Raw genomic sequence first — 17890 nt, 5'->3', positions numbered from 1 at the left:
GAGATGCACGCCATGAAAACCGCGATCTACTACAGCCCCGCGGGCAATCCCGAAGTGTGGGAGGAGGGCGCGCAGCCCGAAGGTCACGTCACGCCGGAAGACTGGCAGGCCGCCCACCCCGCGCCCGCGCCGGTCCCGCCCACGGAAGAGGAGCTTTTTGCCGCCCTGCGCGCCGCCCGGGACGAACGGCTTGCCGCAACGGACCATGCCCTGCTGCCGGACTCTCCCCTCGCCAGCGAGCGGAAGGTGGCGCTGACCCTTTACCGCCAGGCCCTGCGCGACCTGCCCGCGCGGGAGGGCGCCCCCTGGGACGGCGGCGGCGAGGCGACCCCGTGGCCGGTGCTGCCGGGAAACACGCGGGAGGAGGATGCGGCGTGCGCGTAGCCCTGCAAAATTTTACAGGCGGCGAGATCGCGCCCACGCTTTCCGCCCGGTATGATCTCGCGCGCTACCGCAATTGTGTGGGATGCCTGGAGAACATGCTCCCCGGACTTCACGGCGACGTGGCGCGCCGCCCCGGGACCCGCTTTCTCGCGGAGCTTGACGGCCCTTCGGTGCTGGTGCCGTTCAGTTTCAGCGTCGATGCGGGCCAGAATTTTCTGCTCGTTTTCGGGGACCACAGCCTGCGTATCGCCGATGCGGACGGTCCGGTCCCCGGTCTGGAGACGCTGGCAACGCCCTATGCGGCCGGGGAGCTGCACGCCCTGAGCCATGCCCAGGTGGGGGATGTGGTCTATCTCGCCCATCCGCGCCATCCGCTGCACAAGGTGGTGCGCCGCGACGCCCCCGCGGGGGATGGCGCGGCGGACGCGGGGCAGGCGCCCCCTGCCGTGGCGCAGGACACCGGGGCGGCGCCGCTCCATGCCTTTGCCTGGAGCCTGGAGGAAGTGCGGCTCAATGCGACGCTGCCGCCGCCCGCAGCCGTGCAGGCGTCCTTTTCCGGGAGCGGCGGCTCGTTCACGCTTCGCTACAAGGTGGCGGCGGTGGACGAAAAGGGGCGCCAGTCCCTGCCCTCCGACGCGGCCGGGGCGTCCGGCAGCCGCCATCCTTCGGACTGGGTGCAGGGCAATTCCGCCACAGTCACCTGGCAGGCTGTGGAGGGCGCGGCGGAATACAACGTCTACCGGGAGGAAGCGGGGTACTACGGCTTTATCGGAGTGGCGCAGGGCACGAGCTTCTCGGACCAGAACTACGAGGCCGACACCGCCGATACCCCCCGGGAAGACTGGGACCCGTTCGCCGGGGGAAACCATCCGGCGGTGGTGGCGTTCCACCAGCAGCGCATGGTGCTGGCGGCCACGCCGCGCTCGCCGCAGGCGTTCTACATGTCGCGCAGCGGGGATTTTGAAAATTTCCGCAAGTCCCGCCCCCTCCAGGACGATGACCCCGTGGAGTACCAGATTGCGTCCGGCGCCATTGACGCCATCACCTGGGTCGCCAGTTTCGGCGACCTCCTCCTGGGCACCTCGGGGAGCGAATACAAGGCCAGCGGTGGCGACGGCGCGGCCATCACGGCCAGCAACGTGAGCATCACGGCCCAGTCCTACTGGGGCAGCGCCGGGCTTGCGCCCATCATCATCGGCAATTCCATCCTCCATGTGCAGCGGCACGGCAGCCGGGTGCGCGACCTGTTCTATTCGCTGGAAAAGGACGGCTATGCGGGAAATGACCTTTCCATCCTCGCGCCGCATCTCTTCGAGGGGCATTTCCTGCGCCAGTGGACCTACCAGCAGAGTCCCGGCTCCACCATCTGGGCCGTGCGGGACGATGGCCTGCTCCTGGCGCTCACCTACATGAAGGAACACGATATCTGGGGCTGGTCGCGCCAGATCACCGATGGCCGCGTCTGGTCGGTGGCCTGCATCCCCGGCGCAGGCGCCGACGCGCTTTTTCTGGTGGCGGAACGGGAGACGGACGGCCGGAAACGCTGGTTCCTCGAACGTCTGGCCGATGTCTGGCCCGATGGCGCGCCCGTGGCGGAGGCCTTTCTGGTGGACTGCGGGCGCACGCTCCGGCGCGAAACGGCCTCGGCCACGGTGGACGGCCTTGAACACCTCGAGGGCAGGGAACTGGCCGTGCTTGCCGACGGCAGCCCCGTGGAGGGCTGCGTGGTGTGCGGGGGGAGCATCTCCCTGCCGTATCCGGCCCATGTGGTCCAGGCCGGCCTGCCCTATGTGTCCGCCCTGTCGCCCCTGCCGCTGGAGTCCGATACCCAGGGCGGCACCACGCTCGGCCGCATGCGTTCCCACGGGCGTTGCGCCATGCGGCTCCACCGCAGCGTGGGCGGCAAGTACGGGCCGGAGAGGGAGACGCTCCATGACCTTCCGTTCGTGCCGGAAGCGTGGGGCGCGGCGGTGGAACCCTTTTCCGGCGATCTGGAGTTCTTTCCCGGCGGGGCGCAGGAAAGCCGCGCCACGTTCTGGATCGTGCAGGACAGGCCGCTGCCCTTCCGGCTGGTGGCGCTGATGGTCGATACGGATTTCGGGGAGCGGTGAACCGTTCCGGATCAGGAAAGGAGGCGGCAATGCGGAAACTTTTGGCCGAAACGCTCAGCTTTCGGCAGGAAACGGTGGCGGAGGTGGCTGACGAGGCCGCCGCGCTGGCGCGGGAACACTGGCGCGAGGTGGAGGCGCCGCTCCACGGCCAGCGGGACTACACGCCGGACAGGGCGCGCTACGACAGTCTGGAGCGCCTGGGCATGCTGTGCATCACCACGGCGCGTGATGGCGAAGGGCGGCTGGCGGGCTATGCGGTCTTTACGCTGGCGCCGTGCCCGCATCTGGAGGGCGAGGTGGTGGCCGCGCTGGACGGTCTCTACCTCGCGCCAGCGGCGCGGCGCGGATTCAATGCCCTGGCCCTGCTGCAGAGCGCCGAGGCGGCGCTGGCGGCGCGGGGCGCGGGGATCCTCCAGTACAGCTCGCCCGCGTCGCGGCCGTGCGGGGCGCTCTACCGGCGGCTGGGGGCAACGCGCACGGAAACCGTCTGGCACAAGCGGCTGCCGGCAGGTTCCGGGCAGGCGGCGCAGCCCGGCAGCGCAAAACGGGGAGGAACGCCATGGCAATAGCCACGGGAACGGCGGCGGCCATCAGCGCGGCCATGGCCCTGGCCGGCACCGCCGCCGGGGTCGCGGGCGCGGCCCGGCAGGCGCAAAGCCAGCGGGAGCAGGCCCGGTATCAGGCAAAACTGGCGCAGCGCTCGGCGGCCATCGCGGAGCAGAACGCCCGGGAGGCGGATGCCGGGGCCGCCCGCGCCCGTCAGGAGGGGGCGGAAAACGCGGCCCGCAAGCGGCAGGAAGCGGCGCGCATCATCGGCGTCCAGCGGGCTTTGGCCGGGGCCTCGGGCGCGCGCGTGGACGAGGGCGCGGCCCTGGACCGTGTGCTCGATACCGCGGAGCGCGGCGAGCTGGATGCCCTGGCCGCGCGGCAGCGGGGCGAGGACGCGGCGCACAATCAGGACCTGCGGGCCTGGAGCCTTCGCAATCAGGTCCAGAGCGCGGAACTGGAGGCGCGCGCCCTGCGGGAAAAGGCCGATGCGGACTATCTGGGCGGCCTGCGCTCCACCCTGCTCAACGGAGCGGCGCGCACGGGACGCAATTTTTACAATCTGGGCGTGCAGGGTCCGAGGATCTGAGCGGTTTGGCACTGCGGCTGCGTCCCCGCTCTCTGCGTGTGGCGGAAGACATGCCCTTCCCGGAAGTGCCACAGCATTTTTTTCGGCGCAGAGGCTCAGGCCCGCGCGGCCGCGCGCGTCAGTTCCGCGATTTCCCGCGTGAGTTCCGGCGCCATGTCCGCCCACAGCGGCAGGCAGAGGACGCGCTCGGCCATTTCCTCGGCCACGGGGCAGGGCGGGCTTTGCACATAGGGAAGGCGCGTGAGGCTGGGGAAAAAGTAGCGGCGGGGATGGATGTCCCGCGCTTCCAGCGCTTCCGTGACGCGGGCGCGGACGCCCCCGTCCGGAAAGATGACCGGGTAATAGGCATGGTTCCACGCGAGGCCCGGCGCCAGGCGCGGGCGGCGCAGGCCCTCCGCTCCCGGCGCTCCGTCGCCGGCAAGGCCCAGCGTCTCGTCATACATGCCGGTCACGGTCGCGCGCCGGGCAATGTTCGCCGGCAGTTCCGGCAGCAGGCAGAGTCCCATGGCCGCGTGCAGTTCAGAGAGCTTGGCATTGATGCCCAGGGAAAAGTGGGTATCGCCCACATGGCCGAAGGCGCGGAGCAGTTCCAGCTCCTTTTTCCGGGCCGGGTCACGCGCCACGATGCAGCCGCCTTCCACCGTATGGAAGAGCTTGGTGGCATGGAAGCTCGCCGTGGCGGCGTCGCCGAAGGCAAAGAGGCTCTTGCCGCGGATCCTGCTGCCGAAGGCGTGGGCCGCGTCGTAGAGCAGCGCCACGCCGCGCTCGCGGGTGAGCGCCTCCAGGGCGTCCACATCGCAGGCATTGCCATAGACATGCACCGGCAGCAGGCCCGCCGCCTCGGGGTGGGCGTCCAGCTGGCGGGCGGCCTCGGCCGGGTCCATACACAGGCTGTGCGGGTCGATGTCCGCGAAAATGGGGGTGCAGCCCTCCCAGAGCAGGGCCGAAAGCGTGGCGACATAGGTGAACGGCGTGGTGATGACCGTCTTGCCGTTGAGTCCCAGAAGGCGAAGGGCAAGCTGGAGGGCCAGGGTGCCGTTGGCGCACACGGCGAGGGCGGGCGCATCGAGCGTGCGCGTGAGTTCCGCCTCAAGCCCGCGCGCGAATTCGCCCATGTTGGTCAGGCCGTGCGTGCTGAAAATGCGGCGCACGCAGGCCAGATAGTCCTCCAGCGGGGGCAGGGCCGCGCGCGTCACATGGACGGGACCGCCGGGGGGGGCGTTGTCGCTGCCGGAGCGCATCATGGCCGCGCCGTCCCCCCGGTCTCCGCTCCGTCCGCCGTTGGCGCGGCGGGCGCGGGGGCGGACACCACGTCGGCGAGCGCTTCGACCACCTGCTGGTCGAAGCGCAGATCCATCTTCAGCTGGCTCACGGCCTCGGCCGGGTCCATGCCGTTGTCGCCGCGCCAGGCGCGCGGGCTGGTCATGGCTACGAAGGCATTGACCACGGCCAGCACCCGGCCGCAACGCGAGATCTCCTCGCCGCGCAGGCCCTGGGGACCGCCCGAGCCGTCCATGCGTTCGCCCATTTCGCGCACGGTCTCGCGCACCGGCAGGTCAAAGCGCAGATCGTGGAGTATCCTGTCCGCATGTTCGGGCGCGCGGAGCACCTCCTGCCGCTCTTCGGGCGTCAGGGCGCCGCGTTTGGTAAGCAGCTCGCGCGGGACGAAGATCTTGCCGATCTGCGAGAGCCGGGCGGCAAGGCCCAGGGTCTCCCTTTCCCGGGAATCCAGGTTCAGGGCGTCGGCCACCAGCCCGGCGGCGCGGGCCATCCTGTCCGAGTGCCCGGCGAGATGGGGATCCACGCTCTCGATGGCGCGCACCAGCGCGGTGATGAGCGCCGTCTGCCGCTTGCGGGCGCGCTCGGCATTGCGCCGGAAGCGGGTGATGTCCTGGAAGGTGGCGACGCAGCCCGTGGCGGCGAGGTCTTCGCTTCCGGCCGCCACGCCGTAAGGGTAGAGCGTGACGCGGAACAGGCGTTCCCCGTTTCCGTTGCCGTCGTCTCCTGCGTCGTCCTCTTCCCGGGCGCCGGGCGCGGGCGGCAGGGAGACCTCCACGCAGGCGGACTGGCCGCAGTCATTGACCAGGGCCATGTCCCCCAAAAGCTGCACCGCGACCTTGCCGGGGAGCGTCTCCACCAGGGGCGTGCCGGGGGGGATGTCTCCCCTGGTCCCGGTCAGGGCGGTGAAGGCGGGGTTCGCCATCTGGACGCGGCCCTGGCTGTCCACAAGGACAAGCCCGGCCTGGAGCGAGGCGTTGACGCTGTCGAGCATGAGCTTCTGGTTGCGGATGGTGGTATAGAGCGCCTCGAGATGACGCGCGCGCGCCTCGTGGGTGCGGCTGGTGGCGCTGGCCCAGGCCAGGGCGCCGAGCAGAGCGATGCCCAGGCTGGCGAGCACCCCCAGGCCGTAGATCTGCCATTTCTGGGAGCTGATGAGGGCGTCCACCTCGGCGGCGGGCGTTTCCAGCACAAAACGCCAGTCCAGCACCGTGGGGCGCGCGCCCATGGAATAGACGTCGCCCCGGCCGTCCAGGGCCTGGCGGCGCATGAACGGAAGGGTCTTCTGCTCCAGCAGCCGCGGCAGGGACGCGGCCACGGGTTCCAGCAGGACGCTGCCGCCCCGGGCCAGCGCCATGATCGGGCCTTCGGGACCCTGGATCACGATGCGCGGCAGCAGCGTCTCCTCATGCTCGCCCGTGCGGGCGAGGAAGCCCGCCAGGGGCTTGTCCATGGGGACCGAGAGCAGGAGCACGGCCACAGGCTGCGGCTCGCTGGCGCCCAGCACCTCGAAGAGCGGGTCGGCCATGTCCATGACCAGGCCGTTTTCCTCCTTGCGGATGGCGCCGAAGGCGGCATGGCCGCTTTCTCCGGCGCGGCGCACGAGGTCGGTCTGTTCCCGGCTCAGCTGCGTGGCGAATTCCGGGGCCACCAGCGGGGTGCCGTCCGCGCGCAGGACGCGGGCGTCCGTCCAGGCGCGGCGCCGGGTGAAGTCCTTGAGGAGGTCCTGCATGTAGGTGAGCTGCTCGGCCAGGGAACGGATGGTCTCATCGGTGCTGTTGAGGGAATCCGGGTCGGCGATGCGGCCCAGGGTGGCGGCATCCAGCTCGCGCGCGTCCATGACGAAGAGGCGGAACATCTCCGAGGCGCTGATGAAGCGCGCCTGCTCCACCAGCTCGTTGCGCCAGACGCGGATGGCATCCAGCGACTTGTCGAGCCATGCCTGCTGGATGTCGCGCTGCTTGGCGAGGACGGCCTGGGTGGCGTATTCCGCCCTGAAGCGGCAGAGCAAAAGCGCCACGAGGACAACGACCACAAAAAGGATGAGTCCCACGCCGAGGATGGTCCCGCGGCGCGAGTGGGGGCGGCGCGCGGCGCCGTCCGTTCCTGCCAGTGCGTTCATGGCGTTTTCCCCCTCCCTCCGGCGGCCCCTGCCGGGCGCCCCCTGATATGCGTCCACCGGCCGTGCTCGTTGACGGAATATTGCGGGCTGTAGTTGCGCAGGCGCGTGTGCGGCTGCACCACATTGCTGAGATTGTCGAGCACATAGGCCTCGTCATCGAGATAGACCACAAGGACGGCATGGGCAAGATTGCGGATGGTGTCGCGCAGGATGACGATGCGCATGCTGTCCGGCGCGATGCCCAGTTCCTTGAGCGTGAAATACTTGACGATGGCGTAGTCCTCGCAGTCGCCGGATTTCTTCAGGAACTGCGCGGGCGCGGCCCAGTAGTCCTGCTTGCCCCAGTTGGCCTGATCCTCGCGGTACGGCCAGCTGTTCCAGAAGCTGTTGACCAGCCGCAGAAGCTCGCGGGGGCTTTTCCCCTCGGCGCGCTGCCGGAGCTGCGTCCAGCTCGTGCTTCTGTTGAACTGTTTGTCCGGGCGGAAGATGGGGCTTGCCGCGTTCCGCTCCAGCACATCGAGCCAGCCCGGCAGGGTGGAGAGCGGACGCCGGAACTCCACCGTGCCGAAAAGCCTGATGCCGTGGGACGCCCCCCCGGCGGGGGAGGCGGCGGCCGGCGCTGCCCCCGGGCCTTGCGCCGCGGCGGGCGCCGCGAGCGCTCCCATGCCTGTCAGCAGGAGGAGCGCGGAAACGCAGACGGCCCGGAGGGACCGCAGGGAGGGGCGCCGCCACCCGGAGCGGCGCCGGAACGCGTCCGGCGCGCGTTCGGGCGGGGGGCTGCCTGCTGTTGTGGACGCGTGCCGCATCATCCGTCCTGAAAAAAATCATTGGAAGGGAACATTCTTGCCATATATATTTTTGCAACATATACTCCAAACGTTGCAGAATTGAAAGACGCGCCGGGTCTTGTTTCGTGCGTGGCGGAAAGCCCCGGAAACCGGGGCCGGGGCCACGCTGTTGCCGTGGGAAGGTGCGGTGGCCGCGACGGAACGGGCATGGCGGCGTTCAGCCGGGGTTGGGCAAAATGGTGGAGGATAGTGTGAAAATCAGAGCAAAGGGTACTGTCGTCGCATCGCTCGCGGGCGTTCTTCTGGCATGCTGTCTTGTGGCGCCCGCGTTCTGCGCCGAGAAGGGCCGGGCTTCCTGGCCGCCGCCGCCAGCGGCGGGCCAGCCCGTGACGGTTTCGGACACCATCTACGGCGTCCTGCGCCACCATCGGTCGCTCCAGGGCATGCAGGAGAACCGGCAGGTGCTGGAGCACGAGCTGCGCCGCGCCCGCGCCGGGTTCGGTCCCAGCGTGGACGTGCAGGGCGAGGCCGGCGGCAGCCTCCTGAGCGACAGCTCCACCCGCGACCGCGATCTGGACAAGCAGATGTACGGCGTGGGCGAGATCAGCGCGCGGCTCACCCAGCCCATCTGGGACGGCTTCGCCACGCGCTCGCGCGTGCGCAACGCCAAATCCACGCTGGACTCGGTCAAGGCCCGCGTGTTCGATACGGCCACGTCGCTCTCGCTGGACGGCATCATCGCCCATATCGATCTCCTGCGCCGCCGCGCCATCTACGCCCTGGCGGAGCGCAACGTGGCCCAGCACCGCGCCATCCTCGGGCAGACCCAGGACCGCACCAATCTCGGCGCCGACACCGAGGCCGACGTGAGCCAGGCGCAGTCCCGCCTGGCGCGCGCCCTGTCCAGCCTTTCGGAGGCCCAGGCCGCGCTGCTCGTGGCCGAAGACACCTATGCCCGCCTGACGGGCATGCCGCCCGTGGCGCGCATGCAGCCCGTAGCCATGCCGCCCGAGACCTTCACCGGGCCTGATCCCGTCTTTGAGCTGGCGGAAAAGCACAACCCCAAACTGGCCGCCTACCTTCAGGACATCCGCGCCGCCCAGGCCGACCGCCAGCTGGCCGAATCCACCTTCTACCCCACGTTCAACGCCGAGGTCGGACCCACCTATTCCGACAGGGGCGGCGCCTATGACCGCTGGGTCTACAGCTTTGACGCGGTGGCGACCATGCGCTGGAACCTTTTCAACAGCGGCGCGGACGTGGCCGAGACCAGGGCCGCCTCGGCGCGCGTCCGCCAGGCGCGGCAGCTGATGTACGACTATGTGGACGACCTGAAGCTGGACATTCAGAGCACCTGGGTCAACTACCTGGCCGCGCAGGACCAGTACCGCCATTATTCCGAGGCCATCAAGTACAACGAGTTCACGCGCACGGCCTACCTGGAGCAGTTCCAGCTCGGCAAGCGCAGCCTGCTCGACGTGCTGGACGCGGAAAACGAGCTGTACAGCTCCTCCACCCAGGCAGAGACCGCGCGGGGCAACATCCTTGTGGGCGCCTACCGCCTGTGCGCGCTCACGGGCAACCTGCTCCCCCTGCTCTCCATCGACACCCGGCCCCTGGGCGAGAATCCGCCGCGCGATCCCAAGGACCCGCGCGAGGACTTTGAGCTGGGGTGGTTCAACTAGTATCTGATTGCACAGATCCCGCGCGGGATCTGTGCGGGATGGTTCGCGGAAAAACGTAGTTTTTCGCTCATTCTCGGCGGCTGCGCCGCCGCAGGACCCTTGCGGGTTTTGCAGCGTCTGCCATCGCAGACGGCCGCCGGGCCGCGCGGAGGGCAATGGCATGGAAGCGTCCACAGCGGAACAGGCCACGGAGGCGCATCAGGCGCAGCAACAGGCACCGGCCGGCGCGGCCCGGACGCCTCCCGGGGGCGGCCAGGGCGTGGGCGCCCTGCGCCCTTCGGATGTGGACTTCATGCCCGGTCTGCTCCGCAGCCTTTCGGTGCTCATGCGGCTGCGCGGCAAGCCCGTGTCGCCGCAACTGCTGCTGGCCGGGCTTTCCGGCAGCCAGATCACGCCCCGCGCCTGCCTTGGCGCGGCGCGCAAGGCGGGCCTTTCCGGGCGCATCGCGGCGCGGCCCAGTCTTTCAGACATCCCGCCGCTGGTGCTGCCGTGCATCCTGCTGCTGAAAAACGACCGTTCCTGCGTGCTCACCGCCCTGCGCGGCGGCCGCGCGGAAGTGATCTTTCCCGAGATCAGCGACAGCACCCAGACCGTCTCCCAGGAAGAGCTTCAGGCAGAGTACGCCGGCTATGCCATCTTCGCGGCCGTGCCCAGGGCGCCGGAGCGGCGCATGGAGGCGCCGCGCCTGGGGCGGGGCAAGCGCTGGTTCTGGGACGTGCTGCGCTATTATGCGCCCATTTACCGCCATGTGGCCCTGGCGAGCGTGGTCATCAATCTCATCGCCGTGGCAAGCCCGCTCTTCGTCATGAACGTCTATGACCGGGTGGTGCCCAATAACGCCACGGACACGCTCTGGGTGCTGGCGTCCGGCATTTTTGTCATTTATTTCTTTAACTTCCTGCTCTCGGCCCTGCGAACGCATTTTGTGGATGTGGCCGGGCGCAACGCGGATATCGTGCTGTCGAGCGTTCTGGTGGAAAAGGTGCTTTCCATGCGTCTGGACGCGCGGCCGGAGTCCACGGGCGCCATGGTCAACAACCTGCGCGAGTTCGAGCAGTTGCGCGAGTTTTTCAGCTCGTCGAGCCTGCTCGCCTGCATCGACCTGCCCTTTCTCGTCATCTTTCTCCTGCTCATCGCCTTCATCGCCGGGCCTATGGTCCTGCTGCCGCTGGCGGCCATCCCCGTGCTCGTGGGGCTGGGGCTTTTCCTCCAGAGCCGCGCGCGCCAGAGCGCCGAGTCCGGCTACCGCCAGAACATGCAGAAGAACGCCCTGCTGGTGGAGATGGTCAACGGGCTGGAGACGCTCAAGTCCTGCATGGCGGAGAGCCGCATGCAACGCCTGTGGGAAGCCATTGTCGGCCTTTCGGCCCGCTCGTCCAGCGAGGCGCGCAAATACAACAGCATGGCCGTCACTTCCGCCATGCTCGTCACCCAGATCGTCACGGTCATCATGATCGTCTGGGGCGTCTACCGCATCACCGACGGTCTCATGAGCATGGGCGCGCTCATCGGCTGCAACATCCTCGTGGGCCGGACCATGGCGCCGCTGTTGCAAATGGCCTCCCTGCTCACGCGCATGCAGAACTCGCGGGTGGCGCTCAAGGCCCTGGACATGCTCATGGAACTGCCGTCGGAAGACGACGCCGAGCGGGTGAGCATGGAGTACGGCAGCCTGGAACCGCACTTCACCCTGGAGGACGTGTCCTTTTCCTACCCGCGTGCCGAACGCCCGGCGCTGGAGCATGTTTCGCTCCATATCAGGCACGGGGAGCGCGTGGGCATCATCGGACCCATGGGTTCGGGCAAGAGTTCGCTCTCGCGCATGCTCCTCGGCCTCTACCAGCCGGGCGAGGGCGCGGTGCGCTTCGGCGGCGTGGATATCCGCCAGATTCCCTCGGCGGACCTGCGCGGGCGCATCGGCGTCCTGCCGCAGGAGGTGACGCTGTTCTACGGCAGCGTGCGCGAGAACATCGCCCTGGGCGATCCCTCCATCAATGACCATCTGGTGCTGCGCGCGGCGGCCCTTGCGGGTGTGACCGACTTTCTCCGCAATCATCCCGGCGGCTTCGCCGCCCAGGTGGGCGAACAGGGGCGGGCGCTTTCCGGCGGTCAGCGGCAGGCCGTGGCCCTGGCGCGCGCCCTGGTGCGCGACCCGGAGGTGCTCATCCTCGACGAGCCGACGAGCAATATGGACACGGATTCGGAGCTGATGCTCCAGCGGCGCCTTGCCGGCATCATCGAGGGGCGCACGCTCATCCTCATCACGCACCGGCTGTCCATGCTGCGGATCGTGGACAGGCTCATTGTCATGGAAAACGGCCGCATCAAGCTGGACGGCCCACGGGACGAAGTTCTGGCGCGGCTGCGCGGCAGGGGGTCCGCCCGGCAGGGAGCCGCTCCGTCGGCGCCGGGCGCGGCGCGCGCCGTGGGGCAAACGCAGGCCGCGGGCCGACGGGCGCCGGTCGGGGGGGCAGTCTGATGCACAGCACGCCTGACGACAAAACGCCTGACGCCCGGGAGCGGCAGGTCGTTCCTTCGCCGTTGCCCGAGGTTCCCGGCGCTCCGTTCGCGCCGCCGCAGGAAAACGGCGGCTGGCGGACGTTTTTTGCCGAAGCCGCGGCCTTTGTGCGCGCCATTTTCGTGCATGGCGAGGGCGAGCAGACCCCGGACAAGCCTCTCTCCGAACTGGCGCGCGCGGCTCTGGAGCAGCGCCTCGGCAAGGGCGGGCAGCAGGGGGCGGGGGGAACCCCGGGCCAGGGCGGCCAGGGCCTGTTCGCGGCCATGGACGCGCCGCTCCACGGGCTTACCCCGGATGATATCCGCTATGTCGATGAAGTGGACGCGGCCCTGGCGCGGCGCCCCCGCTTCGGCGTGCGCGCGCTGTCCGTCACCGTGGCGGTGATGTTTCTCTGTCTGCTTCTCTGGGCGGCGGTGGCGGATATCGACGAGGTCACCCATGCCGAGGGACAGGTGGTGGGTTCGCAGCGCACCCAGACCATCCAGAATCTCGAAGGCGGCATCCTCCGCGAGGTCCAGGTGCATGAAGGCCAGATTGTGGAAAAGGGCGCGGTGCTCGCCCAGCTGGACAATGAAATGGCCGAGTCCGCGTTCCGCGACGCGGTGAGCAAGGCCGTGGAGAACAGTCTGGCGCTCATCCGGCTGGAGGCCGAGCACCGGGGCGAGAAGCCCGTGTTCCCCGAGGACCTGCGGCGCTGGCTCATGACCCGCCTGGGCCGCGATGTGGACGGCAAGACCCTGGCCCGCGCCCACCAGCTCATGCGCGATCAGGAATACGCCTGGCAGTCGCGGCAGCACCAGCTTGAGGCGGACCTCGAGGTGCTGCGCGCGCAGTACGAGCAGCGCCAGCGCGACGAGGAAGAGCAGGAGGCGCGCAAGAGCCAGCTGGAAAAGAGCTACAAGATCGCCGTGGAGCAGCGCGACACCGCCGCCGAGCTTCTGCGGCGGCGCAATTTCGCGCGCATGGAGTTTCTGGGCCTTGAGGCCAAGGTGGTGGAACTCAAGGGGCAGATCGACATGCTGGCCGCCAGCATCCCCAAGGCGCGGGCGGCCGCCGAGGAATCGCGCCAGCGCATCGCCGCGCGCGAGGCCGAGCAGAAGGCCAATGTGGCCCAGGAGATCACCAAGCGCCGGCTGGAGCTGACGAGCCTGCGAGAGACCATCTCCGCGGGCGGTGACCGCGTGAAGCGCACCGAGCTGCGGGCGCCGGTGCGGGGCACGGTCAAGCAGATCCACATCAACACCGTGGGCGGCGTGGTCAAGCCGGGCGAGCCTATCATGGACCTTGTGCCCCTGGACGACACCCTGCTGGTGGAGGCCCGCGTGCAGCCCAAGGATGTGGCCTTCCTGCGGCCCGGGCAGGACGTCATGGTCAAGGTCTCGGCCTATGACTTTTCCATCTACGGCGGCCTTGAGGGCAAGCTGGAATCCGTCAGCGCGGACACCATCGAGGACAAGAAGGGCGACCTGCACTATGTCGTCAAGGTCCGCACGCAGAAGACGGCCATCGAACACAACGGCGAGACCCTGCCCATCATTCCGGGCATGATGGTCACGGCGGATATCCTCATCGGCAAGAAGACCGTGCTCGACTACCTGCTCAAGCCCATCCTCAAGGCCCGGCAGAACGCCCTGCGCGAACGGTAGGGGCAGGCCCCTGTGCTGCCGGTCGGGGATGTGGCGGGTCATGTACTGCCGCAATCATCCGTCAAAAACAGCCTTGCGTTGCTGTCCTTTCGCGTGCGCCGCGCTCCGCGCGACAACGCAAACGCGCCTGCGGCGCGCCCTCCGGGTGGCTTTTGCGCTGACTGACGCGTTGCGGCCGATGCCCGTGCCTCGCTTCGCTCGACCGGGCACGGCGTTTCGCGCCGCCTTCGGTCGCGTCACTGGGCGATTTTTGTCAGTCATGTACCTGAGTACACGCATTCCCTGAAAAAGACGTTCGGTATATCCAGCGGACACAATCAGGTATATCTTTATTCGTGGGGAGAACTCCTGTCAGACACGTCATCTATTTTCAGCACTGAATTTCTTCCTTTCTGCCAGTCATTACCTGACGCCAAAAGATGTCTCATATCTTCACCGGTAACGCATTGCAAGATCGTTAATCATATCCAACGTATATGGCTTTACAACGTCTGAGCTGAAGCTTTCGCCTTTGAACTTCTCCAGAACAGAGACATGATCAGACAAATATTTGTGAATTTCTCTGCCAAGGTTTGGATGCAGACGCAACATAGTGGAAAGTTTACGCCTGTCAACCTTAATTGGCCCGGCGATGCGCTGAGCGAGAAAATGGCGCTGCGACATGACTTTGCAATATGTGCCAATAACAGAAACATTATTTTTCAAAAGTTCGATTATATGTGCCTTCGTGCGTCTATCATGCTCACCATTAATTAGGAAAGCAATATCTCCAGGGAAATCTCCTGCATCGAATCCAATGTCCTTAGGATTGATAGCAAAAATAACATCTTTAAACCTGTTGGGAAGTAATTTTACCATTTCCATTGGGCAAGGAACAAATTCATATTCTTTATCTTTTATTCCAATACGCAACGAAATACCATAATGTACAAAATTATTCTTATGTGAATAATAGTTTATTTCAGGTATCGTGAAGCGAGCAATGGAAGTGTCAGATATAAAACTATTAATCCTTTCCAAAGTTCCATAAGCCTTCTTAACGGAAATATCGCCTGTACAAATAATCATTCTATTAGACGTATGTGGGGAAAAAATCCCAACAGAGTTTGCTACTGTATTCATAATTCCCCATCGAGTCATATCACTCATTGCCGCCTCAATAGAACCAAATTTATAAATCGGGTTATCACTTATTGGCAGCTTTATTTCATCATAAAATCCTGTAGAAATATTAGTAAAGTTATAAACTTGTAAATTATACATACTAAGGAAACGATCAAGAGGATCTCGCCAGAGGCAAATGAGGACAAAATCACTGCTGCAATGTTCCAAAACAAAGCTTACCTTATCATCATCTGGCGTAGTATCAATTAAAATACCCTTATGAATATGTTGATTATTATCAAGAAAACTTTGAATTCTCTCGTAATTAAAACCGAATTCCTCAACGCTGTAACACAACATCGTTTGCGTTTTATTAATATAATTAACAAAAGCCAAATGACCAGAGTAGTGAGCAGTAAGCACAACGAAATCAAACTTGTTGCTGGGTAGAGGGAACGCCATCTTTTACTCCTAAGGATAAGGTAGTGGTCCCTGTCAGGTCTGAGGGTTGATGGGTCGCCCGGTACGTCTCAGGGCTTTGCCACCCGAGAGCGCTGTGGGGGCGGTTGTGGGTATGCTCCTGCCGCCACGCCTCGATGAGATGCCGGGCGTCTGCCAGGGAAGCGAAAATATTCTGGTTCAGGCATTCATCCCGCAGCCTTCCGTTGAAACTTTCCACGAAACCGTTATTTGTGGATTTTCCGGGCCGACTGTGTTCCAGGCCAACGCCATGTTTTTGCGCCCATTCATTCAAGGCCCGGCTTGTGAACCCCGGGCCATTGTCCGTAAGGAAGTGCGTGAAATCCTGACTCACGAAATCTGAACCGAATATACGGATCATATCAAAATGTATAGCTTTGGAACAGAAATATGCGAAGGCATTTCCCGGAAGATTTGCAGCCATTGCTCCGGCTCACTGGTGCCCGAGTATGGCATTCAAGAGGCAGTTCAATTCTGTCCAGCTCCACCACTTTTCAGGGGTTACGGTGTTTGCCGTGATCCCTTTTTGTTTGCGTGAGGTATGGGGGAGTGCGACAGAGGTTTACCTCTGCCATTCATTAATTTGTTACACCCTTGACTTTGGTTTCAAAGGGAAAACCCATTGCCCAATTTCATTCTGAAAGGGTTGCTCAGAAATAATAAATTCTCCTTTAAAAATACTATCTTTAAATAAAAAAATACGCCCTTTTCCTGTTAGAAAGTTATCATAAAGTATTTTATTTCCATATTTCAATATTTGTTTTTTTGAAGCGGTATTTTGACCAATATAATATATAATTCCATCTTGTTCTTTATTATTATATTTACTTTTTGAATAATAAAAAAGTACTATATTCCCACGTTTTGTTTCTTTTATTCCAGAATGATAATCATTAATAAATGAAAAATATTTATTTAGTGCCTCTAATTCATACTCCTTATCTATTTCAAGCGGTAGAGTAGTTGATTCACTATCATTAGTACTTTCTCCATCTTGTTTATTCCTAGTATAGCCTTTTGATATTTCATAATTATGCGTACCTATAGAACAATCTATTTTACTATCTTGTACGTCAGGAAAGGAATTGCATAATTTATATACCTCATTTTTTATCTTTTCGTATAATTGAGGACATTCATCTTTGGTAAAAAAAATACCCATCTCATCATTATTTATTTGACTATAATCGTAGAGATTCATGCTTCCGACTAGTATGGCTTTATCAGAAAAAAAGCATTTTGCATGTAAATTTTCTCGTTTAAATGTAGTAATATTAAGTTTATTGGTTTCAAACTTTTCTCTATAGACTATTTTGATATCGACATTATTACGAATTTTATCGTTTATAATGGAGAAGATTCGTTTACTCATTTTTATATATGGCGAAACAATAATAATCTCCTGCTCAGCCTCCTTAAGTATTTTTTCAATGCAAACTACCATTTCCGCTGTTGTAACAAAATGTGGTTCTCGTGAATGAGAACGTAAAAAATGCTTGAATAATGACATGCATACCTCTTAAAATTTGAATTTTTCGATACATCAAGAGTTCCCCGGCTCCGATAAGAATTTCCCCCTCCCCATACCTCACAAAAACAAAAAGGGGTTACGGCACATACCGTAACCCCGGAAAAGTGGTGGAGCTGGACAGAATTGAACTGACGGCCTCTTGAATGCCATAATCGGGCATCAATGAGCCGGAGCAATGGCTGCCAATCTTCCGGGAAATGCCTTTGTATATTTTGGTTCCAAAGCTATACATTTTGATACATTCCGTATATTCGGTTCAGATTTCGTGAGTCAGGATTTCAAGCACTTCCTTGTCCTCAATGCCCAGATAACGCATGGTAACACTTGGGGATGAGTGGTTGAAGCGTTTGCAGATAAGCTCAAAACCCACGCCAAAATGTGTCCGCTGGATATAGCCGAACGTCTTTCTCAGAGAATGCGCTCCATAATTTCCGGGCAGATTGATGGCCTTGCACCAGGATTTAATCATACGGTTAACGGCCATGATGGTCAAAGGCTTCTGGCGACATTTGCCAGACGGGAATAGGTACTCATCATCCCGATGGTCCGAAGCCTCCAGATGCCCTCTGAGAGCCTTGTAAACTTCCCTGTTGACAGAGAGGGTATTGGTTTTCCCGGTTTTGGATTCCCGGATTTGGATGGTTTGGCCGGGTTTGGCGAAATGGACATCGGAGATTTTGCGTGTGAGCAAATCTCCCGTTCTGATGCCGTTATTGATGCCGAGGGTAAAGAGGAGCAGATCACGGGGCTTTGAGGCAAGGAGCTTTTTAATGGATTGGATGTCTTCAAGCTGGCGGATGGGTTGAACGAGGGTTGAGGAACCGGGTTTCGGGTGATTGGGATTTGGCATGGGGAACTTTGAAGGTTCAATTAGTATTGAAAATCAATATATTGGTAACATCTCATGTACATAGTCCGGACGATGAGGTTTATTCTGTTGATATACTACGGCGAACAGGATAAAGTTATATCCAATTAAGGACTTCTTCTCTATCAGAACATGGCATCTGAGCTTTGAAGGGTGCAGCCATGCCGACAACTCAATTAAAAGGACGCTTGAATGGCATTCAAGAGGCCGTCAGTTCAATTCTGTCCAGCTCCACCACTT

13 protein-coding genes and 1 pseudogene are annotated in these 17890 nt (G+C 62.6%); 7 read left to right on the top strand and 7 right to left on the bottom strand.

Annotation, left to right across the window (positions count from 1 at the left end; all coding sequences use genetic code 11):
* The first annotated feature begins 12 nt into the window (after nt 1–12).
* The 4 genes from QZ294_RS06535 to QZ294_RS06520 are packed head-to-tail and all read left to right on the top strand — an operon-like array spanning nt 13 to nt 3630.
* Entirely contained in the window at nt 13–384 is a 372-nt protein-coding gene (locus QZ294_RS06535) for a tail fiber assembly protein (protein ID WP_297048164.1), read from the top strand.
* Nucleotides 375–2495, top strand: a complete 2121-nt coding sequence (locus QZ294_RS06530; RefSeq protein WP_297048162.1) for a hypothetical protein — start codon at nt 375–377, stop codon at nt 2493–2495. Before QZ294_RS06535 ends, QZ294_RS06530 begins: the two co-directional genes overlap by 10 nt.
* A gap of 29 nt (nt 2496–2524) precedes the next feature.
* Complete coding sequence (locus tag QZ294_RS06525; RefSeq protein WP_297048160.1) at nt 2525–3064, top strand: GNAT family N-acetyltransferase; 540 nt, start codon at nt 2525–2527, stop codon at nt 3062–3064.
* Complete coding sequence (locus QZ294_RS06520) at nt 3055–3630, top strand: hypothetical protein (protein ID WP_297048158.1); 576 nt, start codon at nt 3055–3057, stop codon at nt 3628–3630. Before QZ294_RS06525 ends, QZ294_RS06520 begins: the two co-directional genes overlap by 10 nt.
* Nucleotides 3631–3725: 95 nt before the next feature.
* Here the strand turns inward: QZ294_RS06520 and QZ294_RS06515 are convergent, their stop codons facing one another.
* From QZ294_RS06515 to QZ294_RS06505, 3 genes are read right to left on the bottom strand one after another with little or no spacing between them, the layout of a single operon-like run.
* The gene (locus tag QZ294_RS06515; RefSeq protein WP_297048156.1) at nt 3726–4874 is read right to left on the bottom strand and encodes a DegT/DnrJ/EryC1/StrS family aminotransferase; all 1149 of its coding nucleotides are present in this window, start codon (nt 4872–4874) and stop codon (nt 3726–3728) included.
* Nucleotides 4871–7030: an HD domain-containing phosphohydrolase gene (locus QZ294_RS06510; protein WP_297048154.1), complete on the bottom strand. Its 2160-nt coding sequence runs from the start codon at nt 7028–7030 to the stop codon at nt 4871–4873. Before QZ294_RS06510 ends, QZ294_RS06515 begins: the two co-directional genes overlap by 4 nt.
* Complete coding sequence (locus tag QZ294_RS06505; protein ID WP_297048152.1) at nt 7027–7695, bottom strand: transglutaminase-like cysteine peptidase; 669 nt, start codon at nt 7693–7695, stop codon at nt 7027–7029. The genes QZ294_RS06510 and QZ294_RS06505 overlap by 4 nt, the downstream gene beginning before the upstream one ends.
* Nucleotides 7696–8069: 374 nt before the next feature.
* Here QZ294_RS06505 and QZ294_RS06500 point away from each other — a divergent pair, with 374 nt between their 5' ends.
* The 3 genes from QZ294_RS06500 to QZ294_RS06490 all read left to right on the top strand — a co-directional run bounded on the left by QZ294_RS06500 (nt 8070) and on the right by QZ294_RS06490 (nt 13667).
* Nucleotides 8070–9503 carry a TolC family protein gene (locus QZ294_RS06500; protein ID WP_297048150.1) on the top strand — a complete coding sequence of 478 codons (1434 nt, stop codon included), beginning with the start codon at nt 8070–8072 and terminating at the stop codon, nt 9501–9503.
* A 160-nt stretch (nt 9504–9663) separates the two neighbouring features.
* Nucleotides 9664–11982 carry a type I secretion system permease/ATPase gene (locus tag QZ294_RS06495; protein ID WP_297048148.1) on the top strand — a complete coding sequence of 773 codons (2319 nt, stop codon included), beginning with the start codon at nt 9664–9666 and terminating at the stop codon, nt 11980–11982.
* Nucleotides 11982–13667 (top strand): HlyD family type I secretion periplasmic adaptor subunit, encoded by a 1686-nt coding sequence (locus QZ294_RS06490; protein ID WP_366140557.1) that lies wholly within the window; start codon nt 11982–11984, stop codon nt 13665–13667. The genes QZ294_RS06495 and QZ294_RS06490 overlap by 1 nt, the downstream gene beginning before the upstream one ends.
* Before the next feature lie 432 nt (nt 13668–14099).
* Here QZ294_RS06490 and QZ294_RS06485 read toward each other — a convergent pair whose 3' ends face one another.
* From QZ294_RS06485 to QZ294_RS06470, 4 genes and pseudogenes are all read right to left on the bottom strand, one after another.
* On the bottom strand, nt 14100–15233 hold the full coding sequence (locus tag QZ294_RS06485; RefSeq protein ID WP_297048147.1) for a hypothetical protein: 1134 nt from the start codon (nt 15231–15233) through the stop codon (nt 14100–14102).
* Between the two features lie 61 nt (nt 15234–15294).
* Nucleotides 15295–15555, bottom strand: a pseudogene (locus QZ294_RS06480) (integrase core domain-containing protein); the annotation flags it as partial.
* A 282-nt stretch (nt 15556–15837) separates the two neighbouring features.
* Nucleotides 15838–16761, bottom strand: a complete 924-nt coding sequence (locus QZ294_RS06475; RefSeq protein ID WP_297048145.1) for a phospholipase D-like domain-containing protein — start codon at nt 16759–16761, stop codon at nt 15838–15840.
* Between the two features lie 277 nt (nt 16762–17038).
* Nucleotides 17039–17632, bottom strand: coding sequence for a site-specific integrase (locus QZ294_RS06470; RefSeq protein WP_297048142.1), 594 nt, complete (start codon nt 17630–17632; stop codon nt 17039–17041).
* Nucleotides 17633–17890: the final 258 nt, after the last annotated feature.

The sequence above is a fragment of the uncultured Desulfovibrio sp. genome (assembly GCF_910584445.1).
Lineage (GTDB): Bacteria > Desulfobacterota > Desulfovibrionia > Desulfovibrionales > Desulfovibrionaceae > Desulfovibrio.
The sequence above is the reverse complement of the archived record's forward strand: the minus strand, read 5'-3'. Positions and strand labels throughout refer to the sequence as shown.